The organism is Pedobacter sp. 05L430 (assembly GCF_056397585.1).
In genome coordinates this window covers 1-20,897 of the sequence record NZ_JBFTNT010000035.1, presented here as the reverse complement: position 1 = coordinate 20,897, position 20,897 = coordinate 1, and the positions used below count along the sequence as shown (strand labels likewise).

Below are 20,897 nucleotides of genomic sequence, written 5' to 3'. Positions count from 1 at the left end.
TATCATATTAGTGTGTAATTATAAAATGGATTTTAAATTAGTAAAAGAGATGTTGAAAAGAATATTATTGGTAACCTTTACCGCAGCTGTACTCGCATGTCATGCATCACCGCAACCTCAGCAAATGGTTCAGGGTGTAAGTAATATTGTGCCCGATGAAAAACAAGCACTGGTATGCAAAGAAATAGTTACGCTTATTGAAAACTGGAATTACAAAAAAATAAAAGTTAATGATTCAATATCTTCTTTGATTTTGGATAAATATATAAAGGATCTYGATCCTTATAAGTATTACTTCTTATCATCAGACATAAAAGAGTTTGAAAAATTTAGGTTTTCTTTAGATGATGATTTTAGGAGTGGAAATCTAAATGCCCCTTTTTATATATTTAATGTTTATCTGAAAAGATATAACGAATGGCTGGCATATTCTTTAAATCAGATAAAAGCTAAGTATGATTTCAATCAAAATGATACCTATACTTTTGATCGTGAAAAAATGCCGTGGGCAACGTCTTCAACAGCTTTGAACGATATCTGGAAAAAGAAAGTAAAATATGAGCTTGTTAACCTAAGAATTGCAGGCACAACCGAAGCTAAAAATGTTGAAACCTTAACCAAGAGGTATCAGAATTTAAAGTCGCAGGCATCTAAAGTTAATAATCAGGATATATTCCAGACCATTATGGATGCCTTTACAGAGACAATAGATCCGCATACTAATTACTTTAATCCGGCCAATGCACAGGCCTTTAATGAAGACATGGCTCGCTCATTTGAAGGTATAGGAGCACGATTGCAATTGGAGAATGAGGTGCTTAAAATTTCAGAGATCATTCCTGGAGGCCCGGCTTTTAAAAGCAAACTGCTAAGTGCAGGAGATAGAATCGTTGGTGTAGCACAAGGAAATGCTGAATTTGAAGATATCATTGGATGGAGAATAGAAAACTCTGTAGCAAAAATTAAGGGTCCTAAAGGAACTAAAGTTAGATTGAAAATAATTCCTGTAGGAATGGATCTTTCTTCGAAACCGGTGATTGTTGAGTTGCTGAGGGAAAAGATTGTTATGGAAGAACAATCTGCTAAGAAAAAAGTTAAAACAATACAATCTAACGGGCAGCCATATAAGATTGGTATCATTACGGTTCCGGCATTTTATGCGGATTTCAAAGCTGCTAGAGCCGGAGATCCTAACTATAAAAGTACAACCCGTGATGTAAGATTATTAATTGATACCCTTAAAAATCGTGATAAGGTTGATGCAATAGTTATGGATCTAAGAGCCAACGGTGGAGGCTCTCTGGTAGAAGCTATTGATCTTACGGGCTTATTTATTGATAAAGGGCCTGTTGTGCAGGTTAAAGATCTTAAAGGGGGGATTGAAGTTAATGAGGATACAAATGCAGGTGCAATTTGGGAAGGACCTTTTGGTGTAATGGTTGATAGATTGAGTGCCTCTGCTTCGGAGATTTTTGCGGGTGCAATTCAAGATTATGGACGTGGAATTATCATGGGAACTCAGACTTACGGTAAGGGAACCGTACAATCTTCGATTGACATGAATCAGCTTGTAAATCCGTCGATCCTGCAAAGACTTGCTGCTTTAGTAGGTAAAAATGTAGCAGGCGGAGCTGCGGGTAAAGATGGAGTTGCTCCACCTCAACTCGGTCAGATCAATTTAACAATGGCTAAATTCTATCGTGTAACGGGTAGCAGTACACAGCATAAGGGTGTAATGCCTGATATAGTGTTCCCTTCTGTATATCCAATGGATAAAATTGGAGAAGACACTGAGAAATCAGCATTACCTTGGGATGAAGTGAAGAAATCTAATTTTATGGCAGTTGCAGATCTTAATCCTATTAAACCAGAATTGATCAAACTTCATCAGGAAAGAATGGCTAAGTCTTTAGATTACAAGATACTTAACCAGGATATAGCTGACATGAAGAACAGAGAAAAAGAGGTTTCGATAACTTTAAATGAAAGCAAACTTAAAGCAGAGCGCGACAGTCTTGAAGCTAAATCGCTAGAGAAAACAAATCTGTTGAGGGCAGAAAGAGGACTTGCTCCAATAAAGAAAGGCGCCAAAATTGCTAAGGAAGAAAGCTTTGATTTTGTTGAAGAAGAGAGTTTAAAAGTAATGCTTGATTTTATGAAGTCAGCAAATCCTAAAGATAAGAGTGTTGTTAAAACTGTAAAAGAATTCCAATAAAGGATTATTTGTAGTTTTACGAAAAAGAGCCTTGATTTTCAAGGCTCTTTTTTTAGACCATCTTCCTATATTTATTTCTTATTGTCAGAGGTCTTTTGCATCTGCATGRCCATCATTTCTTTCATTGTTCGATTCATACCTTCAGTAGATCCATCAAGGAAAATAACATTGCCTTCACTGTTCTCGGCAAATTGTTTAATAGATTCTGTCCACATAGTAAAAAGAATAACTGATATATCAAGATTAGCCTCTTCCATTTCTTGTGCGGCTTTGGTCATACCATGTGCAACTTCTGCACGAAACAGCGCAATACCCTGACCTCTAAGCTGGGCAGCCTCACGTTCTGCAGCAGCAGCAATTTTAATAGCATTACCGTCTGCCTCAGCACCCTTGGTTTTTGTAATTAATAAAGCCTGGCCTTCGTTTTCGGCAGCAGCTTTTAGATTGTTTGWGGCCACAACGCGACTCATAGAGCGCATAATTTCTTCATCGAATGTAATGTCGTTAAGTTGCAGATCCTGTAAGTGATAGCCCCAGCTTTCTAGTACCTGATCTATCTGATGCTTAACATGGTCAACAATTTCGTTTCTCTGTGCAAGCACATTTGCTTGTTTTTGGGTGGCAACATATGCCCTTATGGAGCCCTCTATAGTACGAATTAGGGCTTGCATTAAGTTTGTAGAATCTACAAATTTGAAGGCAACGTTTTTAATCGTCTCCTCGTCATGATTAATTACAGAGTATAGCAACATGGCCTTAAAGTATACATTGGCCTGATCTTGTGTTACTGCCTGGAAAGAAAGCTCCACAGATCTGTTTTGTATTGAAATTCTGGAGTGAATATTCTCAATAAGGGGTATTTTTAAGCTTAGTCCCGGGCTTAATAATCTTCTGTATTTTCCGAAAATAGTTACTACTGCAATTGTGCCTTGTTTAACCGTTACAAATGAACTGATTAATATCACAGCTGCGATAAAAAGGATAATGTAAAAAGTGTATTCCATAGCGTTATAATTAATTAGAATAATGAATAAGTCAAGGTACGAACAATCGGGCACAGATATTGTATTAGTAACTAATGTAACTAAAATTTACCTTATGAATGTTAAACGAACTTTTGGAACTATCTTAACTGTTTTGGGAATAATAGCGCTTATTTATGCTGGGTACGGATATGTTCAACATAGCATTCAGACAAGAGAATTGATTGTAGTTGCCATTATTGGTATTATTTTCTTTGTGTCTGGTATAGGCTTAATAAAGAATACAAAGGACGAAGCTTAGTTCTTTTTTAATTCAATGCGTCCATTTGCAGAGAAAGTTAACTGATGCTCGGGGAAGTCAGTATTGGTTAACCACTGGATCTTTTTAAAGGCAGTGTAATTGTTGTCTATAGTTAAATTGTGGATTTTATCTTGTTTTACTGAAATGATGTCTGCGAGAATAAAATCGCCGTTCGACTTGATCTTAAGCTGTAATAATGGAGCAAATCCGTTAGGCCCTTTAAGACTAAACATTCCATAAGTACAGAAGTTACCAAGGCTATATGCAATGAACTTGTTTTTATACACTTCTACTGCCCTGGTAACATGCGGACCATGACCAAGAACTACATCTGCTCCCGCATCTATTACACCATGTGCAAACGCATATACGTTACCTCTGTTCTCTTCATAAAATATTTCATCGGCTCTGAGAACGTGTTCAAATTTAGCTCCTTCGCCACCACCATGAAAGGAGACAATAACAATGTCAACTTGTGCTTTTAATCTTGAAACGAGTGATTTTGCACTGTCAAGATTATTAATAGAAACGGTGTTTTCATTAGGGGCAAATGCGCAGAAAGCATATTTGATACTATCTTTTTCAAAAATTACTGAAGGGTGCGACTGCAGGCCTGCGTAATTTATATTTAGTGAATCAAGAATTGTGGTTGTTCTCTTCCTGCCCTTAAAGCCAAAATCACCGACATGATTATTTGCAACACTTAGTAAATTGAAACCAGCATTTTTTATAATTACCGCATATCTTTCGGGCATTCTAAAAGCAAAACAACTATTTCCGGTCGTATCCTTGCATTTTGTAGATTTCCCACTGTTCAGGAAACATCCTTCAAGATTCCCGAAAACGATATCTCCTTTTAAAAAGGTATCTACATTTTTAAAGCTCTTTATAGCATCGCCCTTTGGTAAATTTGATTTATCAGGATAGGCTGATCCAAGCATAATATCGCCAACGCCAATTATAGAAATGGTATCTTTTTTTAAAGCTGTAGTATCCTTTTGTATGATATCCTGAATCTGTGAAAGGTCAGTAGTTGAAGCCGTGGTAGTGCAACTTGACAGGATTAAACTGATTACGATATTTAAAAGGCTTATGCTTAGAAGTCTCATTATTATTTTATAAAAAAAGTCTTCCTAAAATATTAGGAAGACTTAAATGCGTTTCTATTCAAATAGGATTTATTCTTCAATCAGATCATTCTTTACGGCATCAATTATTCTTCCGCCTTTATAAAAATATCTAGAGTAATAAGGTTCATTTAAATTACTGATTACAACACCACGCGTTGATGAAGCATGGGCAAAACGATTATCTCCCAAATAGATACCGATATGCGTAATGGTTCTGCTTTTTATTTTAAAAAATACAAGATCACCTTCTTTTAGTTCATCTTTTGGCAATGGGTCAACCATGCTGAAAATGTCTCTTGAATTTCTTAATATAGTAGTGTTGAAAACTTTATCGTAAATAGCTTTTGTAAAAGCGGAACAATCAATCCCTTTACTCGTGTTTCCCCCAAATCTGTAAGGGGTGCCAATCCATTCGTAAATGAATTTGTAGAGTTTAATATTAGAAGTTGCATCAACAGCAACACCCATCACCTGCGAAAAATACTGCGAAGCTAAATTATCGGGATCCTCTAATTTATTAGTTTCTTTTGTTTTTGTTTGTGCGTTGAGGGCCGAGAGGCTGCACAATACAATCAGGGAAGACAACAAAAACTTTTTTATCATGTTATACTGTTAAGTTTGGGTAAAAGGCACTTACACTTAAACGTACACCACTAGGGCTTATTGTTTGGATGGCAAACATATGTATTTTACAAATGTTATCCAAATGTCATAGACCTAATATTAAAAGTTATTAACATTTTTTGTAACCTTAGTGTGCATTTTACATCATTTTCTTCGATATGTTGCAATAAAGAAGTAGATTTGCTCTCGTAAATAAAAATCAACACCCAACAATGAGTGCAGTAGRAATTAATAAAGATACCTATCTGAAGTGGTTTGAGTCGATGTTGCTGATGCGCAAGTTCGAAGAAAAAACTGGACAACTATACGGACAACAGAAAATCCGTGGATTTTGTCATTTATATATTGGCCAGGAGGCCGTTGTTGCAGGAGCTATTTCTGCATTACAGCCGGAAGATTCCATGATAACTGCTTACCGTGATCATGCTCATGCTTTGGCAAAAGGCGTAAGTGMAAATAGCATTATGGCCGAGATGTATGGTAAAGCTACAGGTTGCTCAAAAGGCAAAGGTGGTTCTATGCACATGTTTAGTAAGGAATTTAATTTTTATGGTGGCCATGGTATTGTAGGTGGACAAATCCCTCTTGGAGCAGGTATTGCGTTTGCTGAAAAATATAAAGGCACTAAAAATGTAAATGTTTGCTACATGGGTGATGGAGCCGTTCGTCAGGGAGCTTTAAATGAGGCTTTCAATATGGCGATGCTTTGGAAATTACCTGTAATATTTGTTTGCGAAAACAATGGTTATGCAATGGGAACTTCTGTGGAGCGTACTACAAACATGGTTGATATTTATAAAATAGGACTAGGTTTCGATATGCCATGTGCCCCGGTAGATGGAATGGACCCTGTTGCAGTTCACAACGCAATGGATGAAGCTGCTCAACGTGCAAGAAATGGTGAAGGCCCAACTTTCTTAGAGATGAGAACTTACCGTTACCGCGGACATTCTATGTCTGACCCTGCTAAATATCGTACAAAAGACGAATTAGAAGAGTACAAAGCTAAAGATCCTATTGAAACAGTAAGAGAAGTGATTCTTAAAGAGAAATATGCTGATCAGGCATGGATCGAAGAAATTGAAAATAAAGTAAAACAGATTGTTGATGAATCTGTGAAATTTGCTGAAGAGTCTCCTTGGCCTGAAGCATCGGAATTATATACTGATGTTTATGTGCAACAAGACTACCCATACGTACAAGATTAATTTAGAACGCATTTCAATAGATATATAGAATGGCTGAAATAGTTAGAATGCCCAAAATGAGCGATACCATGACAGAAGGTGTTATGGCTAAGTGGCATAAAAAAGTTGGCGATAAAGTTAAAAGCGGCGATGTTATGGCCGAAGTGGAAACCGATAAGGCAACCATGGATTTAGAATCATATTGGGATGGTACCGTATTGTACATTGGTGTAGAAGAAGGTAAAGCTGTTCCTGTTGATGCTATTATTGCTGTAGTTGGTAAAGAGGGTGAAGATTACAAAGCTGCCCTTGACGCGGAAGGCGGTGCAACACCTGCTGCTAAAGAAGAACCTGCTGCAGATAAATCATCATCGGAGAAACCTGTTGAAGAGAAAAAGGAATCTGCCTCAGCTCCGGCAATAACTGATGCAGATTTAGAGAAACAAGGTGTTACGGTTGTTCGTATGCCTTTATTAAGTGATACTATGACTGAAGGCGTAATTGCTGAATGGCATAAAAAAGTAGGTGATAAAGTTAAAAATGATGACATCCTTGCTGACGTAGAAACCGATAAGGCTACTATGGAGGTAATGGGTTATGCTGAAGGAACTTTATTACACATTGGTGTTGAAAAAGGGCAGGCAGCTAAAGTTAATGGGATTATTGCCATTGTAGGTCCGGAAGGAACTGACATTAGTGGAATACTTAGCCAGGGCGACGCTCCGGCAAAACCTGCTGCTGATAAAAAATCTGATGCTCCAGTTGAAGAGAAATCTTCACCAGTGTCTCAGAAAGAAGAAGCTCCTCTTGCTTCAGGAAGCACTGATCGCGTAAAAGCATCTCCGTTAGCTAAAAAGATTGCCCAGGAAAAAGGAATTGACCTTAGTCAGGTTGCTGGTAGTGCAGATGGTGGACGTATTATTAAAAAAGATATTGAAAACTTTAAGCCTGCTGCCAAAGCAGCTGAATCAGGTGCCCCTGCAGAAAAATCTGCACCGGTACTTGCACAGTATTTAGGCGAAGAGAAATTCACTGAGAAACCTGTTTCTCAAATGCGTAAGGTAATTGCTAAGCGTTTAAGCGAAAGCTTATTCACTGCGCCGCATTTCTACCTTACCATGGTTATCGATATGGACGCTGCCATTGCCGCACGCACTAAGATGAATGAATTCTCGCCTGTTAAACTATCATTCAATGATTTAGTTCTAAAAGCAGTAGCTGTGGCTTTAAAACAACATCCAAATGTAAACTCTTCTTGGAGAGGAGATGCAATTCGTTACAACGAGCATGTAAACATAGGTGTAGCTATAGCTGTTGAAGATGGATTATTGGTTCCTGTAGTACGTTTTGCTGATGGAAAATCATTATCCCGTATTTCTGCTGAGGTTAAGGATTTCGCACAACGTGCAAAAGCTAAAAAATTACAGCCTGCTGATTGGGAAGGTTCAACTTTCACTGTTTCAAACTTAGGTATGTTTGGTATAGATGAATTTACTGCTATCATCAATACTCCTGATTCTTGTATTCTTGCTATAGGCGGAATCTCACAAGTACCGGTTGTTAAAAATGGTGCTGTTGTTCCAGGAAATATAATGAAGGTTACCTTAAGTTGTGATCACCGTACGGTTGATGGCGCTACAGGTGCTRCATTCCTGCAAACATTTAAAGCACTAATGGAAGAACCTGTTAGGTTATTAGTTTAATCAGAATTCTCTTCAAGGAGATTTAAATATTGAGCTTGCCTGTGTATAATACAGGCAAGCTTTTTTATGCTTGTTACTTTTTGTACTTTTGCGCTCATGTCGAATATCAAACCCTCTTTAGCTAAAGGAACCAGAGATTTTTCTCCACAGGAAATGGTAAAACGTAACTATATTTTTGATACCATTAAAATGGTGTTTAAAAAATATGGCTATGCAGAGATACAAACGCCCTCAATGGAAAATCTATCAACCTTAACTGGTAAATATGGTGATGAGGGCGATAAACTTATATTTAAGATATTAAACAGTGGTGATTTCCTTTCTAAGGTAAAGCCGGAACTGCTTTCGCAAGCAAATTCAAATGCTGTTACATCATCCATTAGCGAAAAAGCCTTACGTTACGATTTAACGGTGCCTTTTGCACGCTATGTTGTGATGCATCAGAATGATATTTCTCTCCCCTTTAAACGGTTCCAGGTACAACCTGTATGGCGTGCTGACAGACCACAGAAGGGACGTTACAGAGAGTTTTATCAGTGTGATGTGGATGTTGTTGGATCTGATAGTTTATTAAACGAGGCTGAGTTTATATTGATCTATCAGGAAGCGTTAAGCAATCTTGGGTTAAAGGACTTTACAATAAAGATCAATAACCGCAAGATATTATCAGGAATTGCTGAAGTTGTAGGTAAGCCTGAATTAATTATAGATATGACTGTTGCTATTGATAAACTTGATAAAATAGGTTTAGATGGCGTAATTAAAGAGCTATTGGAGCGTGGGTTTACTGAAGCAGATATAGATAGGTTAAAGCCGGTTATTTTGCTTGAAGGTACTAACGAACAAAAGCTGGATAGTTTAAAAACAGTATTGTCTGTTTCAGCAACAGGACTTAAAGGCGTTGAAGAGATAGAGGCGGTGTTTGACTATGTAAATTCAATGCTTAAAGCAGACTCGTCTATGAATCCGAATGTTGAATTAGATATTACGCTGGCAAGAGGATTGAATTATTATACAGGTTGCATATTTGAAGTGAAAACCAATGAGGTTTCTATGGGGAGCATTGGAGGAGGAGGAAGATATGACGATTTAACCGGTATGTTTGGTTTAAAGGGCTTAACCGGGGTTGGGGTATCTTTTGGTGCGGATAGAATTTATGATGTATTACAGGAACTGAATCTTTTCCCTGAATCTGCAGCTGCAGGCACAAAGGTTCTGATCAGTAACTTTGATAAGGAAGCCGAAAGATATGCTCTGCCAATCTTACAGCAACTGCGTGGGGCAAATATTGCTGCGGAACTATATCCATCTTCTTCGAAGCTTAAAAAGCAGATGAGCTATGCTGACGATAAACATATTCCTTACGTAATACTCATCGGAAGTGAAGAAATGAGCAATGATGTCTTAACATTGAAAAACATGAAAAGCGGGCAACAAGAAAAGCTAACTATTGCTGCTGTTGTTGAACTGTTAAAAGTTAATTAGTCTTTGAGGAAGCCATAAAGTTCTCCAAATTTCTTTTTGCTTTAGTGCTGATCTTATTTCTTAAAAAGGTTGTCCATCCTAATAAAAGCCCTGTAAATCCAAGAGCTTGTTTAGCCCATGTGTAAAAATTGAACTGGTCAGTATGTTTTGTTATTTTCCCGTTCTCTATTAGAAAGGAGGCTTTAATTCTATTAACTACCATGTTTCCTGTAGCGGAAAAAGTATAATATGCGTCCCATTCGGCGCTTCCCCCCATCTCATTTCCCGAAATATTTTTAAACTCAATTCGCATATCCTTGCCGCTTTTGATAAGCATAGCCCACATAGAACGTACCTGTTTTGCATTTAAATTAGTAAATACAGGATCGCTAAAGGTAGCACTATCGGCGTAGCAATCTTGCATAGCCTTTACGTCTTTATTTTGAAAGCTAGCGTAAAAGTGGCGGATCAATTCTTCATTTTGAGTCATAACAGCAACGTTTATCTGGTTTAGATGTAAGTTTTACCGGCCAAAATACCTTCTATTTTGTCCAAAAGATCATCAATGTCAAATGGTTTAGCAAGAAAACCATTTGGCTTGTATTCACCATGTTCAACATTTTGAGCTGTATATCTCGCAGATATCATCAATACAGGGATTTGATCCGTAGTTGCATCAGACCTAAGTGTTTTTAGCAATTCGCGGCCATCTCCATCAGGCAACATGATATCAAGAATAAGTAAATCCGGTTTAAGCTGCTCAATATGAAACATCATATCTGCGCTCTTGTTAAGGCCTGTTACATTATATGCTTCACTTTGTAAAATCAAGGTGATCACATCAAGGATAGCGTGATTATCCTCAATAACAAGTATGTTTTTGTAAATTGTAGAGCCTTTTGCCAAAATAGAGATATTTAGTAGTACAAATATATTCAAGTAGAATGATTTGTTTATTGTTTATTTGAGAAATTTGAACAAATTATTGCAATAGTATGCCTAATGGTTACTGCTGCGACGTTAAAATAATCTGGGAGTTTCATTGAACCTTTTTACATTATTAAAGTCCAAGAATAGAGTTTTAGGTTAGAATGGGTGTGGTTGTGGCGACTATGCCCTTTCTTATTTCAAATGAGGTTTGTATGTAGTTGTATTTACAATCGCTTTAAGCTCTTGTAAAATGGCATACAGACCAAAATTTGTCCGGTTTACATAAATAAAATGCTTAACGCCCCTTGCTTGTTTAAACTCAGCCATCTTAGAAATCTTTTCGCCATAGGAATATAGCCGTGCAAAAAAATCCGGATTGTCAAAATTAAATACTTCGCTTGTATATGGCCTCGCGAATAGTTCAATCATTTCACGATAAGCATGATAATAGAATTCGATCTGTTCAGCATTATCTTCCTTATGAATCATTTCTAGTTTTCGAAATGCTTCAATTGTTTTAGCTTTATCTTTAATCACATCAGTAGATATGAGTGAGAAAAAGGGATAATAGAAGTCATCGGGCATTTCTTTGATGCATCCAAAATCGATAACCCCTAGTTTTTCTTCCGGAGTGATCAAAAAATTTCCGGGATGTGGATCAGCATGAACTGCTCTTAATTCGTGTTGCTGGAAATTATAGAAGTCCCAAAGGGCCTGACCAATTTTATTTCGTAATTCCTGTGAAGGTTTTGTCTTTAAAAATTCTTTTAGATGATGACCATCTATCCAATCCATCGAGATTATTTTCTTTCCCGACAGTTCCGGGTAGTAAGTTGGGAAAACAACATTATTTAAATTTTTACAGGCTTCAGAAAACTCGATAGAACGTTTTACTTCCAGTTCATAGTCGGTTTCTTCTAATAAGCGCTCTTCAACCTCTTTAATATAAATATTCAATTCTTTCTCGCTCATACCTAATAAACGAAAAGCAAAGGGCTTTACCATTTTAAGATCAGAAGAGATGCTATCGCCAACACCTGGGTATTGAATTTTCACTGCAAGTTTTTTCCCCTTTAATTCAGCAGTATGAACTTGGCCGATTGATGCGGCATTGGTTGATCTGAGATTAAATTTGTCGTAGATTTTTTCTGGAGTTTTCCCAAAGCTTTTGGTAAAAGTTCTTACAATAAGTGGCCCTGACAGTGGAGGAGCATTATATTGTGATTGTGTAAACTTATCAATATAAGATTTAGGCAGGATATTTTTATCCATGCTTAACATTTGGGCAATCTTTAATGCACTTCCTTTTAGTTCACTAAGTGATTTATAAATGTCTGTAGCATTGTCTTCATTTAACTCATCATTAGTCAGTTGTGGATTAAATAGTTTCTTAGAATAGTGTTTGATGTAGTTGCCACCGATCTGAAATCCTGTTTTTACAAATTTTGCTGACCTCTGCGTTTTAGTTACCGGGATACTGCTTTGCTCTTTCATTTGATCTTAAAATCTCATCTTCTCTTTAAAATGCCCGTTCCTTGAGAGGAACTTTCCATATTCCAACAGATTGTCGATAGGTGATCTTTGAAATAGGTCAAAGGTTACATTTATGCCTTTTTCTATTGCCTCATCAGTTTTTTCAAATCCCGTACTATCATCACTAACCCAGAATTTTACTATAAAAGCAAATTGAATCCAAAGGGCGTCTTTATACCTTTTGCTGAAAAATTTTCTTTCTGCCAATTCTCCTGTTTCCAGGCCTTCGTTCAAGATCTCTTCAGCAAAATGTTCAAATATTGGTTTTACTCCCGAAAGTGCGTCAGGGGTCGAGAATCTATCTTTAGTTGTTTTAAGGCTATAAATTACAAAGCTTCTTTGCTTTTTGAGTACTTCAACATAGCTATAGAAAAAAGCAAGGATTTTATCTCTGGATGAGTACTCGTTCCAGACCTCCTGCTGCTGTAAAGTACCAATGGTTTCTACTATTAATTCTACCCATATAATCTTTTCTATACTTTCAAAAGAGGCGTAAAACTCATAAAAATCGGACTCAGATATCTTTAATTTTTTAACAAAACTATAAACTGATTTAGGTTTCTCATCGTTCATTAAAACGTAATCGATGTAACCATTTCGAATTTGCTGAGCAGTTGCCATTTCCTTTTTATTTATATAACGTATAAGTAGTTAGCATGTTTCAAAAACCAATTAAAGGTATTGAATTATTCTATCATCGTTTTGTAATAAAACGTTGAACGGAGCTGGATTTTACAGGCCTAAACGATGTTTTCTTAAGGTGTCCTTTGCAATATCATATCCCGCATCAGCATGCCTTATAACCCCCAGTGCCGGATCATTATGTAGCACACGTTTAATTCGCGCTTCAGCATCGGCAGTACCATCAGCAACTATTACCATTCCAGCATGTATGGAATATCCAATTCCAACTCCTCCACCGTGATGAAGTGAAACCCAGCTTGCTCCACCAGCGGTATTAATTAATGCGTTAAGAATGGGCCAGTCTGCCACAGCATCTGAACCATCCAGCATTGCTTCTGTTTCCCGGTTTGGCGAAGCAACAGAACCTGTATCTAAATGATCTCTACCGATTACAATCGGAGCTTTTACCTTTCCTTCGGCCACTAATTTATTAAATGCAACGCCAGCTTTTTCGCGTTCTCCCTGTCCAAGCCAGCAAATTCTGGCAGGTAAACCCTGGAATGCAATTCGTTCCTGGGCCATGGTAATCCATTGTTTTAAACTTTCGTTTTCAGGAAATAATTCGAGAATCAATTTGTCTGTTTCGTAAATGTCTTGTGAATCCCCGCTTAAAGCCGCCCATCTAAAAGGACCTTTGCCCTCACAAAAAAGTGGACGAATATAAGCTGGAACGAAACCAGGGAAGTCAAATGCATTTTTAACACCGACTTCCAGTGCGCGCCCACGCAGATTGTTGCCATAATCAAATGTGATGGCTCCTCTTTTCTGTAATTCCAGCATTTGCCGCACATGCTTAGCCATTGTAGCATAAGAGCGCTCTACATACTTATCAGGATTTGCAGTACGCAAAGCATTGGCTTCCGAAACACTCAATCCTTCAGGGAAGTATCCAATTAAAGGGTCGTGTGCCGAAGTTTGATCAGTTAAAGTATCAGGTGTAATACTTCTATCTATCAATCGCTGTAATAATTCAACTGCATTACAAACCACACCGATGGATAATGCTTTACCTTCTTGTTTGTATTGCAATGCCCTGTCAATTGCAGCATCTATGTTATGTTCAATTTCGTCGATGTAACGAGTTTCTAATCTTTTCTGAATGCGCCATTCTTCGAYTTCAGCTGCCAGGCATACACCCATGTTCATTGTTATTGCGAGTGGTTGGGCACCCCCCATACCCCCAAGTCCAGCCGTAACATTTAAAGTGTTTTTTAAGTTACTGCCAAAGTGCTTTTTTGACAATGCCGAATAGGTTTCATAAGTGCCTTGTACGATGCCCTGCGAGCCTATATAAATCCATGAACCCGCTGTCATTTGACCATACATCATCAAGCCCTTATCTTCCAGCTCATCAAAGTGCTGTTGGGTAGCCCATTTTGGTACTAGTTGGGAGTTCGATATCAATATCCTTGGTGCATCTTTATGCGTTGGTAATATTCCTACTGGTTTGCCAGACTGTATTAACAGCGTCTCCGTGTCTTCCAGGTTTTGTAAAGCTTTAATGATTAACGCTAAGGCTTCTTTATTTCTTGCTGCTTTGCCTCTGCCACCGTAAACAATAAGCTCTTCCGGACGCTCTGCAACCTCTGGATCAAGGTTATTCAATAACATTCGCAACGCGGCTTCCTGTACCCACCCTTTGCAGGTTAATGTGGTGCCGATTGGTGTATTTTTTTTACTGAGATCAAGATTTAAATTCATAAAAAGGCTGCGGAAACCCACTCATCGCCTAAGCGTGGGTGGGGGGAAAGCAGCTATCCCCTAATTTTAAAATTAAAATATTACTATTGTTTTTAGTCAATATAGCTATTGTTTTTAGTTATTTAATTAAGTCCGTACATTAGTATTGTGAAATTGGTATTGAAAATAAAATTGCTTCCAACTGCTGAACAAACCGAGTTGCTTCTGGAAACCTTTCGGGAAGCAAACCTTGCTTGCAATGCGATTTCTGAGGTCGCTTGGGAAAAGCGTATTTTCAATAAATTCAAACTCCATTACCAGCTTTACGATTCTTACAAAGGTAAATTTGGGCTTTCTTCCCAAATGCTTGTACGCGCATTTACAAAAGTTGCCCATGCTTATAAATTGGATAAGAAAACCAAACGCGCTTTTAAAACAATGGGAAGCATTACTTATGATGCGCGTATCATGACATACAAGCAGGATCATGTGGTCYCTTTGTGGTGCATAGGTGGTCGTCAAAACATTCGCTTTATTTGTCACAACCCCGATTATATTCCATACCTCAAAGGTGAAGCTGATTTGGTTTATAAAAAAGGCAAATTCTTTCTTTATCAAACCCTGGACATTCCAGAACCAGCTGCACAGGATATATCGGGATTTATCGGTGTTGATTTTGGATTGACCGATATAGCCGTTACCTCTGATGGCGGTAAACACTCCGCTGACTGGATGAATCAATACAGAGAAAAAAGACAAAAGGTTCGTAGTTCTGTTCAACGCAAAGGCACACGCAACTCCAAAAAGTTGAGCAAACGGCTTAGTGGCAAGGAACGAACTACATCTGCTATAATCAACCACACCATTTCCAAATCGATTGTAAAATCCGCTAAGGATCAAAGAAAAGGAATTGCTATTGAAAACCTGACGAACATCCGATTTAGTTCTAAACCGAGAAATAAAAAGTTTAGAACAAAACTTGGTCGTTGGTCTTTTGCACAGCTTCGTTCTTTTCTGGAATACAAATGTCGTTTGAATGCTGTTAAGCTGGTCGTTGTAGAACCTGGATACACTTCTCAAACCTGTAATTACTGTAGATACATTGGTAAAAGAACCAATAAGGTTTTTAAGTGTACAAATAAAAATTGCAAAGTGGATGTGATCGATGCGGACTTTAATGCTGCTCAAAACATTGCTTTGCTTGGGGTTGCTGTAAATCTGCCCGAAAGATACGATAGGTATAGTTGTACTGTACATTATTGATGTCTAAAGCCCAATCCATCACAAAGTGCGGTTGGGTAGTTTACAATAGCAGTCATATAAAGGCAATGTTACCAGACAAATGTATATAATTATATAGAATTGGTTAAGTTTGGTTTTTGAAATTGAAAGAAAAGGTTTTACATATCAATAAAGCTATCTCGATCGTTTTGTTAATGGTCTTTTCCATTGCACTTACGCCATTTAGCATTCTTCATAGTCATCATGAGGAGGAGACACAATGTGCAAAAAATGGAGAGACCTGTAAACATCAATTTCACGTGCGCACGCATGCTGATACTTGTTTAATATGTGCGGCTCATTTCGAAAAAGACTACATCACCACTCACTCTCATTACACTTTATATCAGGTTAGCAAATCTGGTTTAAAACCTGTAGAGGCAATCAGCAATTCTTATGCTGACTTAATCCGTTTAGGGTTAAGAGGCCCACCGATAGCTTAATATTTCTTTAATTTATTACTTGTCATGACGCTGCATGGATTTTGTGCGTTGCATCATGATTTTATACACTCAATTGAAGCCGACTTGAACATTCAGGGAGGTTTGTAATCATATAATTATATTCATGAAAAAGATACAATTTTTAATAGTTGTACTACTATATACGTTTTTCTCTGCAACTGGTTTTGCTGCTGAATTAATAGAATTGAAAGGTAAAGTTGTGGATGCAGAAACCCAACAACCGTTACCAGGGGCATCGATTTTAATTCCAGACCTTCGGGTTTCTGTTATGACGAATGAATCGGGTGAATTTACCTTAAAAAATGTACCCGCTCGCGGAAGCTTCCTTGTACAGATTAGATATGTAGGTTATCAAACAATAACCCAAATTGTCGACTTTAAGAATGTAGGGTCGATGGAATTTGCCTTAAAGTCAAGCGTAATAGAGGGGCGGGAGGTAGTTATAACAGGATCGGCAAATAGTTCCGATAACAAAAAAAATAGCACCTCTATAGCAACCGTAAGCAAGGCTGATTTGCTGTATCGTCCTTCAACCAACTTAATAGATGCTATATCTCGTACACCTGGCGTATCTCAAATCACAACTGGAGCTGGAATATCAAAGCCGGTTATCCGTGGCTTAAGCTACAATAGGGTAGTTACACTAAATAATGGTGTTAAACAACAAGGACAGCAATGGGGAGATGAGCACGGAATTGAAATTGATCAATACAGTGCAGACAGGGTTGAAGTATTAAAGGGCCCGGCAAGTTTAATGTATGGATCTGACGCTTTAGGTGGGGTTATTAATATCCTTGATGCGCTACCGGCTCCAGAAGGGACCATAAAAGGAGAGTTTTTAACGAATTATGCCACCAACAATGGTTTGACGGGTAGCTMATTAATGCTTCAAGGTAACGAAAACGGATTTGTTTATAGAGCAAGGGGTTCGTATAAAAATGCTTATTCTTATCAAACACCAACAGAATATGTTCCCAACTCAGGATTTAATGAATCTAACTTTGAAGGACAGATCGGGTTAAACAAAAGATGGGGTTATGCGCATTTGGATGCATCGAGTTTCCGCACTAATATTGGGTTCTATGAACCGGCGAGAAATGAAGATGGGCAACTTGTGAACGAAGATGGAGCTCCATTTACAGATGAGCAGAATAAAGACAGGACGCTAGCATTTCCAAAACAAGATGTCCGTCATTATAAAGTTGCCTTAAACAGTAATATTTTATTAGGTGAAGGCAGTCTAAAAGCAACTTTGGGCTATCAGCACAATTTAAGAAGAGAACTGGAGGCGGCAGAGGAAGATCCCGCTTTGTTTTTAAATAGTTATACCTATAGCTATGATTTAAAATACTCTTTTAATGAAGTGAATGGCTGGGCTCCTGTAGTAGGTGCTTCGGGCGAATTCATTCATAGTTTAAATACAGGTGGACAAGAGCAGCTAATCCCAGATTTTGACAGTCAGGCATTTGGAGGGTTTGCTTTTGTTAAGAAAACATGGGACAAAAACACTTTTAACATTGGTGCCAGGTTCGATTATAGAAAAATGATCGGCAAAGATTTTCATACTGATGATGTAGATTTTGGTGCGTTTAGCAACAAATTTTCGCACATTACCGGGGCCCTTGGCTATACCCATGAATTTAATGATGCATTAAGTTTTAAGGCTAATGCCGGAAGCGCTTTTAGAGCACCAAATATTGCAGAGTTATCATCTAACGGCGTACATGAAGGAGTATTTCGTTATGAGGTAGGTAATCCAAACCTTAAGCCAGAGCAGAGTTATCAGTTTGATGCCTCTTTTGATTACGAGAACAAGTATCTAAGTGCCAGTTTAGGTGGTTTTGCAAATTATATTAATGATTATATCTATTATAATACCAGCGGGGAAACGAAAGAAGTTGATGGCAGAAATTTCCCAGTCTACAACTTTGTTCAAGATAATGCCTTTTTAAGAGGTATAGAGGCCTCCTTAACATTACATCCTGTAAGTTTTATTCACTTAGAGAATGGATTCTCCTTTACAAGAGCCACCAATCGTACTACTAAGGAATCTCTGCCCTTTATTCCTGCGGCAACTTTACGCAACGAATTGCGTTTCGAGCCAAAAATAAATGGCACCGAACATTCTTATCTTTCTGTTGGTATTGATAATTTCTTTAAACAGAGTAAAATTGACAGTTTTGAACAGCCTTCATCTGGCTACACGCTTTTAAATGCAGCAATTGGAACAACCGTTAAGTTGAGTAAAACTCAAGATATTACGGTTTATATTGCTGGTAAAAACTTGCTGGACAAAGCTTATTATGATCACTTAAGTCGATTTAAGCCTGGAAGGTTAAGTGATGAAGACCCAACTCTTGGTATCTATAATCAGGGACGAAATGTTACATTTGGAGTGAACATCCCGTTTACTTTAAAAAAGTAACCCATTGATGAGGAAAATAAGAGAGGGGCAAATATCAAATTTGCTCCTCTCTTATTTTTAAGTTATCATACTCCCTTATATACATTTAAAAACTGTACAGATTTTTGTATTTCTATGGAAAGTAGTCTGTCATTTTCATGGGCCGGAATTTCTTGCCTGAAAGCAAAAATCAACTTCTCCAGTTCAGGAGAAGTTTTAAGAGGTCTCCTGAATTCTAAAGCCTGCGCTGCGGTTAACAGCTCAATTGCAAGAATTCTTTCTAAATTATTTACAACCCTCAAGCATTTAGTTGCTGCATTTGCACCCATGCTCACATGGTCCTCTTGCCCGTTACTAGATACGATGCTATCTACGGATGCCGGTGTGCACAGTTGCTTGTTCTCGCTGGCAATGGATGCCGCAGTGTATTGCGTTATCATCAGCCCTGAATTTAACCCTGCATTTTTAACCAGAAAAGGAGGTAAGCCTCTTTGTCCGGAGATCAGTTGAAAAGTTCTTCTTTCGGAGATTGATCCAAATTCTGCTAAAGCAAGACACATAAAATCCAGCGTTAATGCCAATGGTTGCCCATGGAAGTTACCGGCAGAAATGATCCTGTCCTCATCCGGAAAAACATTCGGATTGTCTGTTACCGAGTTAATCTCCGTTTCAAAAACAGATTGTATATAATTAATGCTGTCTTTACTTGCTCCGTGGACCTGGGGTACACACCTAAACGAATAAGGATCTTGCGTTTGTTTGCCTTTTTGCTTAATCAATTCACTCCCTTCTAGCCATTTGCTAATATTAGCAGCAGTTTGAAGCTGGCCTACATGAGGCCTTATGAGATGACTAAGGTCATCAAATGGATCTATTCTGCAATCAAAACTATCAATAGAAGTAGCTGCTATGGCATCTGCCCACTTTGCAAGATGCTGCGCTTTAGAAATGCAGTAAATTCCATAGGCACTCATAAATTGAGTGCCATTTATTAGCGCAAGCCCTTCTTTCGATTGTAGAACGAGTGGCTGCCAGCCCAATGTAAGGTACAGATCAGCAGTTGCAATCTTTTCTCCTTTGTAAATTACACTACCTTCACCTATTAGTGGTAAAGCAAGGTGTGCCAGAGGAGCTAAATCTCCAGATGCACCTAAAGATCCCTGGGTATAGATTACAGGTAGAATGTCGTTGTTGTAAAAGGCTATAAGTCTTTCAACCGTAGTTAATGCTATTGCAGAATGTCCATAACTAAGCGATTGTATTTTCAGTAAAAGCATTAGCCTTACAATTTCTGCAGGAACTTCTTCTCCCGTTCCGCATGCGTGAGATAGAAGTAAGTTATGCTGTAATTGAGATAGCATTTCGGCCTCGATCTTTACATTTTGTAAATATCCAAAACCCGTATTTATTCCATATATCGGAGCGTCATTATGATTTAATTTATCGTCCAAATACTTTCTGCACTTTTCAATTTTTTCAATAGCACTGTCAGATAGTTCGATGGTTTGCTTTTCGGCGATGATTTTTGTGATCTGGGCAAGGCATAACCTTTCCTGACCTAAATAATGAATGCTCATTCTTTGTTTATATTTTAGCAAAATTATAAATAATGCTTAAGTTTAGAACTTTCACTACCTTATTATTGTTTCATTTTAAAACTAACCTATGTTAAAAACAATATCCTTATCCTTCTTTCTTTTATTCTGTGCAGCTGCCTCAGTATTTGCTCAAAAAACAGATACCATTTCCATCAACTTAGAAAATGTTAAATATGCTTATCCCGTAAAATATTTTGCCGTTAATACAGAGGGGCAAGACCTTCGCATGGCTTATATGGATATTCCTCCAACCCAACTTAATAACGGAAGAACAGTGGTGTTGTTTCATGGTAAAAACTTTGGAGGATATTACTGGACAAATGTTATAAAAGCACTCACAAGCAGAGGGTTTAGGGTTATTGTACCCGATCAGATCGGGTTTGGTAAGTCGTCAAAGGCCTTTATCCATTATAGCTTTCATCAAATGGCCAAATGGAATAAAGAGTTGTTGGATGGTTTAGGTATTACAAGAGTTAGTGTTCTGGGCCATTCTATGGGGGGCATGCTGGCTACCAGATTTGCACTAATGTATCCTGAAAAAACCGAGAAACTATTGCTTGAAAACCCTATTGGATTAGAAGATTATCGTCGTTTTATACCTTATTCGACTACCGAAGAACAATATAAAAGGGAATTAACAGCAACCGCTGAAAGCATTAGGAAATATTATCAAGGGTCTTATTTTACTGTTTGGAAAGCCGAGTATGAGGAACTCT

General features: G+C 37.9%; 18 protein-coding genes. 9 read left to right on the top strand and 9 right to left on the bottom strand.

All coding sequences use genetic code 11. From position 1 onward, the window contains the following. The first annotated feature begins 25 nt into the window (after window positions 1-25). A complete protein-coding gene (locus AC1DG9_RS08415; protein ID WP_288884347.1) occupies window positions 26-2,215 on the top strand; it encodes a carboxy terminal-processing peptidase in 2,190 nt (729 codons plus the stop codon). A 71-nt stretch (window positions 2,216-2,286) separates the two neighbouring features. Here the strand turns inward: AC1DG9_RS08415 and AC1DG9_RS08410 are convergent, their stop codons facing one another. Further along, window positions 2,287-3,219 carry an SPFH domain-containing protein gene (locus tag AC1DG9_RS08410; RefSeq protein WP_477634503.1) on the bottom strand — a complete coding sequence of 311 codons (933 nt, stop codon included), beginning with the start codon at window positions 3,217-3,219 and terminating at the stop codon, window positions 2,287-2,289. 22 nt (window positions 3,220-3,241) lie between these two features. Here AC1DG9_RS08410 and AC1DG9_RS08405 point away from each other — a divergent pair, with 22 nt between their 5' ends. Continuing rightward, window positions 3,242-3,499 (top strand): hypothetical protein, encoded by a 258-nt coding sequence (locus AC1DG9_RS08405; protein ID WP_246269628.1) that lies wholly within the window; start codon window positions 3,242-3,244, stop codon window positions 3,497-3,499. Here the strand turns inward: AC1DG9_RS08405 and AC1DG9_RS08400 are convergent. Both AC1DG9_RS08400 and AC1DG9_RS08395 read right to left on the bottom strand, forming a co-directional pair. Continuing rightward, window positions 3,496-4,608 carry a CapA family protein gene (locus tag AC1DG9_RS08400; protein ID WP_288884276.1) on the bottom strand — a complete coding sequence of 371 codons (1,113 nt, stop codon included), beginning with the start codon at window positions 4,606-4,608 and terminating at the stop codon, window positions 3,496-3,498. The two genes, AC1DG9_RS08405 and AC1DG9_RS08400, sit on opposite strands and share 4 nt — an antisense overlap. 69 nt (window positions 4,609-4,677) lie before the next feature. Next, the gene (locus tag AC1DG9_RS08395; protein ID WP_172661842.1) at window positions 4,678-5,232 is read right to left on the bottom strand and encodes a C40 family peptidase; all 555 of its coding nucleotides are present in this window, start codon (window positions 5,230-5,232) and stop codon (window positions 4,678-4,680) included. 233 nt (window positions 5,233-5,465) lie between these two features. On the opposite strand from AC1DG9_RS08395, the gene pdhA reads away from it, so the two are divergent. The 3 genes from pdhA (at window position 5,466) to hisS (ending at window position 9,628) form a co-directional block, all read left to right on the top strand. Beyond that, window positions 5,466-6,461 (top strand): pyruvate dehydrogenase (acetyl-transferring) E1 component subunit alpha, encoded by a 996-nt coding sequence (pdhA, locus tag AC1DG9_RS08390; RefSeq protein WP_477634502.1) that lies wholly within the window; start codon window positions 5,466-5,468, stop codon window positions 6,459-6,461. 29 nt (window positions 6,462-6,490) lie between these two features. Continuing rightward, a complete protein-coding gene (locus AC1DG9_RS08385) occupies window positions 6,491-8,143 on the top strand; it encodes a pyruvate dehydrogenase complex dihydrolipoamide acetyltransferase (RefSeq protein ID WP_477634501.1) in 1,653 nt (550 codons plus the stop codon). A 96-nt stretch (window positions 8,144-8,239) separates the two neighbouring features. Further along, window positions 8,240-9,628 (top strand): histidine--tRNA ligase, encoded by a 1,389-nt coding sequence (hisS, locus tag AC1DG9_RS08380; RefSeq protein ID WP_337717291.1) that lies wholly within the window; start codon window positions 8,240-8,242, stop codon window positions 9,626-9,628. Here the strand turns inward: hisS and AC1DG9_RS08375 are convergent. The 5 genes from AC1DG9_RS08375 to hutU form a co-directional block, all read right to left on the bottom strand. Continuing rightward, the gene (locus AC1DG9_RS08375) at window positions 9,621-10,097 is read right to left on the bottom strand and encodes a nuclear transport factor 2 family protein (RefSeq protein WP_288884278.1); all 477 of its coding nucleotides are present in this window, start codon (window positions 10,095-10,097) and stop codon (window positions 9,621-9,623) included. The two genes, hisS and AC1DG9_RS08375, sit on opposite strands and share 8 nt — an antisense overlap. 20 nt (window positions 10,098-10,117) lie before the next feature. Continuing rightward, on the bottom strand, window positions 10,118-10,546 hold the full coding sequence (locus AC1DG9_RS08370) for a response regulator transcription factor (RefSeq protein ID WP_235207291.1): 429 nt from the start codon (window positions 10,544-10,546) through the stop codon (window positions 10,118-10,120). A gap of 183 nt (window positions 10,547-10,729) precedes the next feature. Next, window positions 10,730-12,031 (bottom strand): ABC1 kinase family protein, encoded by a 1,302-nt coding sequence (locus AC1DG9_RS08365; RefSeq protein WP_288884279.1) that lies wholly within the window; start codon window positions 12,029-12,031, stop codon window positions 10,730-10,732. A gap of 6 nt (window positions 12,032-12,037) precedes the next feature. Then, on the bottom strand, window positions 12,038-12,691 hold the full coding sequence (locus tag AC1DG9_RS08360; RefSeq protein WP_288884280.1) for a TetR family transcriptional regulator C-terminal domain-containing protein: 654 nt from the start codon (window positions 12,689-12,691) through the stop codon (window positions 12,038-12,040). 111 nt (window positions 12,692-12,802) lie between these two features. Next, complete coding sequence (hutU, locus tag AC1DG9_RS08355) at window positions 12,803-14,455, bottom strand: urocanate hydratase (RefSeq protein WP_477634500.1); 1,653 nt, start codon at window positions 14,453-14,455, stop codon at window positions 12,803-12,805. Window positions 14,456-14,602: 147 nt separating this feature from the next. On the opposite strand from hutU, the gene AC1DG9_RS08350 reads away from it, so the two are divergent. The 3 genes from AC1DG9_RS08350 (at window position 14,603) to AC1DG9_RS08340 (ending at window position 18,604) form a co-directional block, all read left to right on the top strand. Further along, window positions 14,603-15,697, top strand: a complete 1,095-nt coding sequence (locus tag AC1DG9_RS08350) for an RNA-guided endonuclease InsQ/TnpB family protein (protein WP_477634499.1) — start codon at window positions 14,603-14,605, stop codon at window positions 15,695-15,697. Between the two features lie 116 nt (window positions 15,698-15,813). Then, a complete protein-coding gene (locus AC1DG9_RS08345; protein WP_288884283.1) occupies window positions 15,814-16,158 on the top strand; it encodes a hypothetical protein in 345 nt (114 codons plus the stop codon). A 124-nt stretch (window positions 16,159-16,282) separates the two neighbouring features. Further along, a complete protein-coding gene (locus tag AC1DG9_RS08340) occupies window positions 16,283-18,604 on the top strand; it encodes a TonB-dependent receptor (protein WP_477634498.1) in 2,322 nt (773 codons plus the stop codon). A gap of 65 nt (window positions 18,605-18,669) precedes the next feature. On the opposite strand, the gene hutH is transcribed toward AC1DG9_RS08340, so the two are convergent. Then, complete coding sequence (gene hutH, locus AC1DG9_RS08335) at window positions 18,670-20,160, bottom strand: histidine ammonia-lyase (protein WP_288884364.1); 1,491 nt, start codon at window positions 20,158-20,160, stop codon at window positions 18,670-18,672. 88 nt (window positions 20,161-20,248) lie between these two features. Between hutH and AC1DG9_RS08330 the strand changes: the two genes are divergently transcribed. Further along, window positions 20,249-20,897 (top strand): alpha/beta fold hydrolase (locus tag AC1DG9_RS08330; protein WP_477634497.1); only part of this gene is annotated, 649 nt, incomplete at its 3' end.

Coding starts and splice junctions, on each gene's coding strand:
- AC1DG9_RS08405 (WP_246269628.1), top strand. CDS start 3,242: ATGAATAAGTCAAGGTACGAACAATCGGGCACAGATATTGTATTAGTA.
- AC1DG9_RS08400 (WP_288884276.1), bottom strand. CDS start 4,608: ATGAGACTTCTAAGCATAAGCCTTTTAAATATCGTAATCAGTTTAATC.
- AC1DG9_RS08395 (WP_172661842.1), bottom strand. CDS start 5,232: ATGATAAAAAAGTTTTTGTTGTCTTCCCTGATTGTATTGTGCAGCCTC.
- hutH (WP_288884364.1), bottom strand. CDS start 20,160: ATGAGCATTCATTATTTAGGTCAGGAAAGGTTATGCCTTGCCCAGATC.
- AC1DG9_RS08360 (WP_288884280.1), bottom strand. CDS start 12,691: ATGGCAACTGCTCAGCAAATTCGAAATGGTTACATCGATTACGTTTTA.
- AC1DG9_RS08365 (WP_288884279.1), bottom strand. CDS start 12,031: ATGAAAGAGCAAAGCAGTATCCCGGTAACTAAAACGCAGAGGTCAGCA.
- AC1DG9_RS08375 (WP_288884278.1), bottom strand. CDS start 10,097: ATGACTCAAAATGAAGAATTGATCCGCCACTTTTACGCTAGCTTTCAA.
- hisS (WP_337717291.1), top strand. CDS start 8,240: ATGTCGAATATCAAACCCTCTTTAGCTAAAGGAACCAGAGATTTTTCT.